This is a genomic window from Psychrobacter sp. DAB_AL32B (genome assembly GCF_002224105.1).
Classification (GTDB): Bacteria; Pseudomonadota; Gammaproteobacteria; order Pseudomonadales; family Moraxellaceae; genus Psychrobacter.
This window is the reverse complement of record NZ_NEXU01000005.1, coordinates 1-10842: the sequence shown is the minus strand read 5'-3', so window position 1 is coordinate 10842 and position 10842 is coordinate 1. Positions and strand designations below refer to the sequence as shown.

Annotated in this window: 7 protein-coding genes; all 7 read right to left on the bottom strand. The window is 43.9% G+C overall.

All coding sequences use genetic code 11. The annotated features are described in order from the left end of the window. Positions 1-128 precede the first annotated feature (128 nt). The 7 genes from CAN34_RS00450 to CAN34_RS00420 all read right to left on the bottom strand — a co-directional run bounded on the left by CAN34_RS00450 (position 129) and on the right by CAN34_RS00420 (position 10544). Entirely contained in the window at positions 129-1367 is a 1239-nt protein-coding gene (locus tag CAN34_RS00450) for an ABC transporter ATP-binding protein (protein WP_254423031.1), read from the bottom strand. A 254-nt stretch (positions 1368-1621) separates the two neighbouring features. Beyond that, entirely contained in the window at positions 1622-3298 is a 1677-nt protein-coding gene (locus tag CAN34_RS00445) for an iron ABC transporter permease (RefSeq protein WP_089553976.1), read from the bottom strand. A 68-nt stretch (positions 3299-3366) separates the two neighbouring features. Next, positions 3367-4491 (bottom strand): extracellular solute-binding protein, encoded by a 1125-nt coding sequence (locus CAN34_RS00440; protein WP_089553975.1) that lies wholly within the window; start codon positions 4489-4491, stop codon positions 3367-3369. A 260-nt stretch (positions 4492-4751) separates the two neighbouring features. Further along, on the bottom strand, positions 4752-5528 hold the full coding sequence (locus tag CAN34_RS00435; protein ID WP_089553974.1) for a 16S rRNA (uracil(1498)-N(3))-methyltransferase: 777 nt from the start codon (positions 5526-5528) through the stop codon (positions 4752-4754). Positions 5529-5548: 20 nt separating this feature from the next. Next, on the bottom strand, positions 5549-7138 hold the full coding sequence (locus CAN34_RS00430; protein ID WP_089553973.1) for a 3-deoxy-D-manno-octulosonic acid transferase: 1590 nt from the start codon (positions 7136-7138) through the stop codon (positions 5549-5551). 122 nt (positions 7139-7260) lie between these two features. After that, a complete protein-coding gene (locus CAN34_RS00425; protein ID WP_089553972.1) occupies positions 7261-8802 on the bottom strand; it encodes a tetratricopeptide repeat protein in 1542 nt (513 codons plus the stop codon). Between the two features lie 101 nt (positions 8803-8903). Then, a complete protein-coding gene (locus CAN34_RS00420) occupies positions 8904-10544 on the bottom strand; it encodes a cardiolipin synthase (protein ID WP_089553971.1) in 1641 nt (546 codons plus the stop codon). Positions 10545-10842 lie beyond the last annotated feature (298 nt).

Genomic DNA, 10842 nt, shown 5'->3' with positions numbered 1-10842 from the left:
AATTCACAATTAGAGCCGTATAAGTGGCTTGGTCGTTACTTACATATATTGGCAACTCGGCACAATTAACGGTGATAATGTTAATAATAGCTTTTAATAAGAACTGTTAAGAATCATTTTTATAACCGCTATCTTATTTCTTCGATTCTCTCTGATCTATCATATTCTGACCAAGTCGTGGCATTGATATCTTTTTCATCAAACACCACGACATGCTCTAGTATGGGTAAGAGGCCAATTTGTGAGCCAATTTCGTGATTATGATGACTGGCCACTAATGACAAGACGGTTTGACCATCAGCGAGTTGCAAACGATACAAATAATTGGCACCACGAAATACCCGCCCAACCACTAATGCGGTTTGTATACTCTCGTCATCATGGACGATATCATCAGGGCGTACCAGTACTTTAATCGGCGTACCATTAGGATAGTCATACTCGCAATATAGCGGCTGCCCTGATTCATCATAGACTTCCATACGTCGATAAATATCTCCAAGCGCCGTTTCAACATGACCTTCTTTGATAATGCCGTCTATCATCGCCCCTTCGCCGACGAACTCAGCGACAAACGGACTGACCGGCTCATGATATAGCTCGCTTGGTGTCGCCCATTGTACCAGTTTGCCTTTATTCATCACCCCGACTTTATCCGCTAGCGCAAAAGCTTCGTTTTGATCATGAGTCACCAAAATAGCAGTGGTATTGGTACGTTTGAGAATATCACGGACGTTCATTGCCAACGATTCACGCAGGACTACATCCAAATTAGAAAAGGGTTCATCGAGTAGCAAGAGTTTGGGCTTCGGTGCCAATGCACGGGCCAATGCTACCCGCTGCTGCTGCCCACCGGATAGCTCATTTGGACGCTTATCCGCATGTTCAGACAATTCAACAAGATCTAGCATCTCAGCGACACGCGCTTTTTTGTCGGCAGCAGACCATTTATTCAGACCAAAAGCGATATTTTTTGCCACGCTTAAATGCCCAAACAGCGCATAGTCTTGAAACACCATACCCATGCCACGTTTGGCTGGAACTACCGCAAATGAGGTACGCGCTGTCTGCTCGGTTAGACGCTGGCCATTTAAGCTGATTTTTCCACCACGACTCTGCTCTAATCCGGCAATGGCTCTTAGCGCCGTGGTCTTCCCGCAACCGCTATAACCTAAAAAGCAGCCAATCTCACCTTGCTGTAAGTCTAACGATAACCCATTTACGATTATCGTATCGCCATAACCGACAACCAAATCTTGTACACTAAAATAAGGCTGAATGGCTGCGGTCTCATTATATTGAGTGGAGGGGCTATCTGAATTGAGCGTCCCTTGTTGTAAGTCTCTATCCGCTAAAGCTTGCGACATTTGCGCCTTTGTTATGATGGTGACGGGTGACTTTTCCAAATGATGTTGTCGTGCGTTGCTCTGAGTCTTTACGGACTTAGAGTCTACTGGATTTATTGAATCGTTGATCAAGTCAGTATACATAAACGGTACCAGTGAGCTATTAGTGAATAAAACCCATAATTAAAACGCTAAAAATGACGATGGACATCAATTATCTAACCATTAAAAACCAGCGGGCTATTTAAAAAAATGCCGCTTTTAATAAAAATACCTTAACCTTGCTTGTCACTTTGACGCAGCAATATCCAAACAGGAATAAGACCTACCAGCACAATAAACAAACTTGGCAATGCTGCTCGTCCCCACATACCTTCGCTGGTCATCTCAAACACGCGGACGGCTAGCGTATCCCAGCCTTGCCGCCGTGTCATCAAAGTAATCGGCATCTCTTTCATCACTTCGACAAACCCCATCAATAACCCAGTCAGTATCCCAGGGCTAAGAACTGGCAACATCACTTGCCGCCAACGCTGAAAAGGACTATCACTAAGCAATTTAGCGGCCGCTTCTTGATTCGCCGTCAAGCGCTGTAGTTGACGGTCTACCGGCTGGAAACTGACCGTCATAAAGCGTGTCGATAAGGCGAGGAGCATGACAATCACACTACCTGACAAAAACTGCGTGGAGGTAATACCAAAAGCAATCAGCTGATTATCAAGCCAAGCAATAGGAATAAAGATGCCGACTGCCAAGACTGTGCCCGGAACCACATAACCTAAATTGGCTAACGTAGTCATTAGCTTGGTAGATTTATCAGGATACTGGCGCTTAACCCACGCAATAATAATCGCTAAAAAGGCGATAAATGCCGTGGTCATACTAGCAATCATGAGGCTATTGGTCACAAAATCAATATAGCGCGCATCAAAATCTTGTTGAAAATTTAATGCGGTCCAATAAATCAGCTGTAAAAACGGTATCAAAAACGCTATTAAAAATACCAACGTGCAGAGTAGTGTCATTGCCCACTTTGCCGGTTTGCTGGCTTCAAAACGCTGATTACTCCCTTGAGTAACCGTATTGCCACGCTTTGCCTGCCAATACTGCTCAAACAAGACGACGATAAATATCACACCGATTAGCAAAGCTGCCAACTGAGCGGCTGTCGTTAAACTAAAAAAGCCAAACCATGCTTTATAAATGGCAGTGGTAAAGGTATCGACATTAAATACCGAAACCGCGCCAAAGTCCGCTAGCGTTTCCATAGTTGCCAGCAACAATCCACCGATAACCCACGGCAATGCCTGCGGTAATGCCAGCCGAAAAAACACTCGACTACGACTCAGACCAAGCATCTGCCCTGCTTCAATCGCCCGTCGACCTTGCGATAAAAATGCTTGGCGCGCCAGCAAATATACATAAGGATAAAACGCCAACGATAATACCAAACCTGCGCCCCAAACATTACGCACCGATGGGATGGCAGCCGTAACCCCAAAATCTCTCAAGGCAGTTTGCAGTGGTCCACTAAAATCAACGATGCCGACTGTGACAAACGCCAGCACATAAGCTGGCATCGCCAGTGGTAACATCAATGCCCACGAAAAAAACCGCTGTCCAGGGAAGCGGTACATACTGGTGATCCAAGCCATTGCGGTGCCAATAGTGCCAGAAATTACCGTCACCATCATTAGTAGAATAGCGGTATTTTTGAGGACTTGTGGCAGCACGTACTCACGCATGTGCGTCCAAATATCGGCTACTGGCTGCGTCCACGACAATAATACTATTAAAATCGGTACCAGCATAAACAACGAAATCAGTCCTAAGACTGATTTCGAGATGATACGTTTACGGACGGCATGGTCTTGGCTAATAGCCCTATTGTCACTATTATCTTCGTTGACAGTATTGTCCTGATTAGCAGACGCTTCTGGCATTGTTATCATAGATTATTACCGTGTCATACGCATAATGACCCCATCAAATAACTGACCGCTAAATGACGGGTAGCCTTTTATTTATAACCTGCTTTATCCATCATTTGAATGGCTTGGGTTTGTCGTTCGCCAAATTTCTGTACACTGATATCATCTTGTTTAAATGGACCCCATGATCTAAGCAGCTCTGACTCATCGATACCTACTTTTACCGGATATTCTTTATCAGAACTGGCGTAAATACCTTGCGCCTCATCAGATGACAACCATTCCATCAATTTAAGCGCGCCATCTGGGTTGTCTGAATTTGTCACTACACCGGCACCAGAGATGTTCACGTGCGTTCCTGTCGTACCTTGGTTTGCCCAAAATATCTTTACTGGGAAATCAGGTTTTTCATCAAAGAGACGACCATAGTAATAGCTGTTGGCAACACCCACTTCACATTGACCTGCAGCGATAGCTTCTAGCATGCTGGTATCGTCACTGAACACATCGGTGGCTAAATTAGCAACCCAGCCGCGAATAACTGCTTCTGTTTTCTCTTCGCCCAAGTTTTCAATCATGCTGGCAACCAATGATTGATTATAAACTGCTTTCGAGGTACGTAGACACAGTTTGCCTTTCCATTTTGGATCAGCTAAATCTTCATAGGTGGACAACTGATCGGCTGTTACTTTACTCGGGTCATAAAAGATAGTGCGTGCACGCAGTGACAAACCAGTCCATTGACCTTTTGGATCACGATATTTAGCAGGCACATTTGCCTCTAAAACAGTCGACGCGACCGGTTGTAGTAACCCTTGTTCTGCTGCTTGCCATAAGTTACCAGCATCAACTGTTAACAGCATATCGGCTGGGGTATTTTTACCTTCAGCTTGCAGACGCGCCATAAGTGGACCGGTCTTATCGGTTACCAGCTCAATCTTGACACCCGTCTGTTCTGTATAGCGGTCTAACAAAGGTTTGATTAACTGCTCATTACGTGATGAGTAGATCGTCACCGTTTGTCCAGCAGCAGCAGTAGCGCCATCATTAGCCGCCTTTTGCTCAGTGCTAGGCGCTGGCGTTTCAGCATCAACGCTCTCTTCTGGAGTAGATGAGTTACTACAGCCAGCAAGCCCTAACATGATGCCAAATACAGTAACCGGTAAAGTAAGCTTAGTAGAAGATAAAGTTGCACTGATAGCAGTTAATGACATGGCTTTCCCCATAAGAGCGCGACGGATAAGTAGTATAAAACGACATTAAAAATCATGGATTGGTAGGATTAATAAGACCTTAATGTCTGGAAACCATATACTAATGGAAATGAGATTAATTATCAATACATTTGTTTAACTCAGTCATTCAGCCAAATAATGACGTATTAATGCTATTTAACAAGCTATTTTTGAGCCCATTTCCACGCCTAATAATATTAATTCAGCCTTGATTTGGCATTGATTTTTTAACTATTATTTTATAACAACCATTGACCTAACATGGCATTAACCGCCGCTTCCGTACGCAATATACGCGGGCCTATATGTACGGCTTGGCAACCTTGGGTGGCAAGTAACTCAATTTCATAATCAATCCAGCCACCTTCTGCACCGATAAATATCATACTTGGCAATATCGTTTTATTTGATGACTCAGACTCTGCAAGCAAAACCTCATTTTTTTCAGGGGTTACTAACGTTTGCTGTTGCAGATATTGTGAAAATGACAAGGCACCATAAGGGTGCGCGACGATGGCACGATTGGTGATTAGAGGTGCTAATTCATCTTCGACAAAAGGTTTAAAGCGTTTTTGCAGACTAATACGCGGCGCGATAGTATCAACGCCTTGTTGCAACCCTTCTAGTACAAACTCATCAAGCCGACTAAGCATCGGGCTTTGCCAATAGCTCTTTTGGGTGCGATAGCTATTAATAAGAATAATATCGCGGACGCCAAGCGCGGTCATATCCATAATAAGACGGCGCAATACTTTTGGGCGTGGCAATGCTAATACTACAGTGATATCTAGCTTAGGCGGTGGTTTTATAGCCAGCTGTACATTACGCAGCTGAATACTTTCAGGCGTTATATGTTCAATGATAGCAGTGCCAAGATTGCCGCCAAGCTGTCCGATCTTTAAGGTATCACCCATTTTTGCTGCTAATACTTTATTGATATGAGCAATTTGCGCTACTGAGTTGATTTGGGCAGAATCGTTTGAAAAATGAGCAGCCGGTAATAGAATACAGTTCATAGCGTCTCTTAGTTTAAATATTAGTTTAAATCTTGGCTTAAGGATTGGCTCAAAGTTTGCATCGAATGCTGCTCCACAACGTCTTCAATCATCGATAACTGACGACTTAATACTGCCTGCTGCTGCTCTGTCATCTGTGCGCCCGCTTGCCCTGCTTGTTTGGCTAATGATGGATGGCTCAACCAGTGTTTTAGCTGTTGATAAAGAAGCGTCTCGTTATCTAAAGACTTTTTATCCGTCTCAGAGAGATGCGGTTGCGCGCTTTGCTCATCATCACCAATGGGACAATAAAACTCGTTCTTTGGTTGATATAACGCCCCTACACTAGCCAATTTATCCACGACACTTTGACAAGATTGCGTATAAACACCCATCAATACTGGCGTTGCCACACTCGCCGGCTCAACCGGATTATGTCCACCAATATTTACTAGTGAGCCACCGACAAGCGCCACATTTGCCAGCGCAAACCAATCCATCAGCTCGCCCATACTATCTGCCAGATAAACTTGTGTCTGCGCTGTGATGGTTTCATTGATACTGCGCCGCGCCATTACAAATCCTGACTTTTGGACAAGCTCTGCCACTTCATCGAAGCGTTCTGGATGTCTAGGAACTATAATGAGTAGCGCATCTGTCAGTGCAGGGTTTGACAGTATTTGCTGCTGCCACGCCAATGCTACTTCTTCTTCACCGCTATGAGTGCTTGCTGCCACCCAAATCGGACGATTCATTATGCCTAAATCTGCGGCGATATTGCTCGTATGTGCTTGTATATTCGCACGCTCATCGTCTATATCGCCATCTATATCAGACACTTTATCCTTCAGTTTAGGCGTATTAATCACCCACTTCAGCGAGCCTGCCACACGGATTTGCGCACTGTGCGCACCCAACTGCCGAAAGCGTTTGGCAGAGTCATTATCCTGCGCAATAATCAAGCTCAGGTTTTTCATCATACTGGCGCTCACCGCACCAATTTTTTGATAGCTCTTAAAAGAAGATGCTGACAATCGCCCATTGACCAAGATACTTGGAATATGATGCTCAGACAATTTGGTCAAGATATTTGCCCATAGCTCTGTTTCCACAAATAAAGCGGCCACAGGTTGCACATGAGCTAAAAACGTTTCAATCACAGCCGGACTGTCAACAGGCACATAACTATGACTCAATCGACCTTGAGCAATGTCTTCGGCAAACCGACTGGCTCCGCGTGCAAACCCTGTCTGCGTCGTATTGGTCAACCATATCCGATAACCACGAGCCAATAATGCATCTAATAATGGCGCGACTGTGTTGGTTTCACCTAAAGAGACGGCATGGCACCATATGACTTTTTTGCCATTGCCACTCACATCTGCTTTAGCATTTAGCGTATTTGCTGCCTCCACTACAGGAGGTAATGGATAACGCTTACCAAAACGCTGCTCAACTTCTTGTTGATAATTATCACGCTTGTGTGAGCGTCGCCATACTTGCAGGCGATATAGCGGCTTTAGTAAGCCAATGCTCAGTTGATAATACACAGGTGGCTTATGAACTATTCGGCTCTGCATGGGCTGAACGGTTTTGGTAGAATATTTTGCTGAAGTATCAGAAGATGGCATGGAGAAACCCAGATTATTAATGGATCAGATAGTAGGATGCGCTCATGAAAAACGCGCCAATTCTACCTCAATTAAGCCCTTAACGATAAGCTTTTAAACGTAAATTTTGAGACAGAATTTTTTTAGACAAGAACGATGATGAGTAATGCGACAACGATAATCACTGCAAACAATATCTGATAGCGTTTGAGACTATGCTGCTCTTGTTTTTGCGTCGCGATTAACGCTTGTGCTTGCTGCCATTGATTTGCCAAACTGGCGGCTTCTGCATGACCGTTTTCTGCGGCTTGCGCGAGCCAATACTTACCAATATTTATGTCTTGCGGCAGACCTACGCCTTGGTAATACATCTTACTCAATAGGCGCTGGGCGCGACTGTCGTTCTTGCTGGCTGCTTGCTTAACCCATTCAACCCCAGACTCTGTGCTAGCAGCTTTATCCGCTTTTAGGCCTTCAGCAAGTAACTCATACATCGCTAAACGCAGCATAGCATCAGTGTTACCAGCATTCGCAGCGTCCTGTAATATCAGCAGCGCTTGTTGTTTTGAATGTAAATGAGACTCTGAAAATATGATTTGCGCGCGTGGTTTTTGTTGCTTAGCGATATGTTGTTCAAATTGATCTAGGATATTACGTGCTTGCTCATATTCACTGTTGCCAGCCGCTTGCAGTACCTCTATCTCATCTAGCTCTATTAACAACTGGCTAAAAATCTCTGGTGTAGGTGATATTTTTGCTGAGGGTTTTAAAGCTACAACTGGGTTGGGTTTTGCCAATGCTATCGTTGATGCGACTGGCGACTCTGTTTTAGAAACCGCAGATTCAGAGAGTATCGGTTTTGTTTGAATCTCAGTAGGAGATAGATCCGTTTCAACCGGCTTATTTAAAATGGCGCGTTGAGAGGTTTCATCATTCAAAACCACAGTGGCTGTGGATGCGTCTTCCGTATACTCATTTAATAACGGGTCAATACTACCAGTAATTTGGCTTGTATTAATAGACCTAGCTGAATCAGCACTTGGATGCATATTTTGAGTCGTTGATATTTTCGTCGTTACTAATGAGGTTTCATCATTGATAGAGCTTGGCAGTCTTGCACTGACCGCTTGGTATAAACCACTGGCGACTTGCTCACCTTGTACCGATTTAAACTGCCGGTCGATATGACCAAAAAGACGCAACCCTATCGGCTCTAATGCAAAAAATAGAGGGGCTATTACATTATCATTACTATTTTGATCGTTTTCATAAGAAGTATGGTCAGAACCATAAAATACCGCCATGTGCTGATAAAAATCATCGGTTATCAGCGGTAATTGCGGATAACGCTTACGTAGCTCAAACTGACCAAGCCACTGCGGCGTATGCTGCCATTGCTGTGCCAATACTCGTCCTGCATAAAACGCCAAAAACACCATAAAGTTGCGATAGCGCTCATCCGTTAATAAGGTCGCTTCATCCCACATGCCAGCCTTAATCATGTCGCGGCGTATCTGCGACAGTAAAGTATCTACTCGTTGCAAACTTGCCAGCGATTGATCCAATATGCAGTGGCGCAACTCTGCTTCATAGGCAATACCGCCAGCGATAGGACGTCCAGCTAAAAAATCTTGCCAATAGCCTGCTGCAATATAATCAAGTGGCGTTAAGGGCGATGCAGACATAATAAAAGCCTATCCTTTAAAAATATACAGTGATAATAGAAGTGAGCAAGCAAACACGATAATAAAAAATGCGTCGTTACCTTAACCTAAAATATAAATTGCTACAATAACGGACTAAATAAGCGTACCACATTATCAAACAACCGCTCAGCCCCATGTCGCTGTTGCCACTCATCTAAGCTTAAAAAACGACAGTTCTGTAGATATGACTCTTGACAGTCAGCCACTTGTGCGACCATTTCTGGGGTATAAATCGCCAAACTGACTTCCATGTTCAAGTAAAAGCTGCGCATATCAATATTAACGGTACCAAATAAACAATAATCGTCGTCAATGACCACGGTTTTGGCATGTAACAGACCGCCTTTAAACAAGGCAATGGTCACGCCAGCCTCCAACAACTCTTGATAATAAGCTTGCGAGGCGTGCTGAACTAGGAACGAATCGACCTTTTCAGGAATGATTAGCGTGACTTCAACTCCGCGCTTAGCTGCCGTTACCAACGCCCCTGATAGAGCTTCATCAGGTACAAAGTATGGCGTCGTGATACGAATGCGCTGATTCGCCCGATGCAAAATAGTTACTAAGGTATTATAAATGACATGTGCCGTCACTTGCGGTGCTGAAGGAATAAGCTGTGCGACCACACCTTTTACCACGGGCATCTGTGGAATCACCGTTGACACTGCCCCAGTGCTAGGCTGTTCCAAAGGTTCTACATCATCATCCAATACTTTTATCCGGCTATTGATATCATTGATAGTCGGATGGCGCACATACAATTTACGCGTATAGCTATTCACTCGTTGATGCAACGCATCTAAGTTATCGCTATTTTCAGCACCAATATCGGTGACCACTACCTTTGCCATCGCAGTGGCAATACTGATCTCGTTGTCACTGACACTGCGTATGGCCACATCAATCCATTCCCCGACCGCTTTATCTTGCTTAAAAAACTTAGGATCAACCAAATTAAAGCTACCGATATAACCAATGTACTCATCAACAACCACGATTTTGCGATGATTACGCAAATCTGAACGCTTAAATAACGTCTTAAAAAGCCCTACCGGCAGCGATTGGTGTACAAAAACCCCAGAGCGCTCTAACTTCTTATGTTCAGCACTATTAAAAAAGCTAAAACTACCCACACTATCGATCAGAATGTGGCACTCCACACCGCGCTGAGCAGCTGACATCAACGCCTCTATCACATCTAACACTTGCCCCTTAGGGTAAATAATATAAAACTCCATCAAAATAGTGCGTTGAGCAGCATCAATATCATCAATCAAACGCTTAAAAATAATATTAGGATGCGTCAATAATTGCATGTCATGGTCTGAAAACACACCGAACCCTGTCCAGCGCGTCCCAATTTGACTGACACCGCGGTAATGCTCAGCTAGTACCTCTTGACCTTTATCAAAAACCAAACGCTCACGCTGTGCCATCTCATTCATAAGCAGCCGTGCCTGATCCATGCGATTGCGATAACGGCGACCAATCATAGGCTCACCTACCAACACATAAGCAATCAACCCAAACAAAGGCAGCGTAAACAAAATGGCTATCCACGCAATGGTCACACCAATGTTTCGCTGCACCGAGACAATACGCAAAGTCATCACTATCATGAGAATAATGTGGAATATCAAACCCAGTCCAGCAAAATCAGTCCATGACCATGCCGCAATCTGCTGCTCAGTAGTAGCTAAAGCTTCTATATTCGCCTCCAATCTTTAATAGTACAATACAATCAAATATAACCAATCAAGTATAGAGGCTTTTATCCGCCACGCAATAGGTAACTATGTAGTTGCTATATGGGCTGTCACATCATCTAGCTATACTCTCCAAAACTCTTTTCGCAATCATTTTATAAAAAATGTGAAATAGTATTTGACAGCCATGTGTAAATCTATATAATACACACCCACAGCAAGGGGCTTTAAAGAGCTTTGAGTTGTTAGAAATTTTCTGATTCTAGAGTGTGACATCTTTAGATAGCAAAACTTCTAAGAGATTTTATCTCAA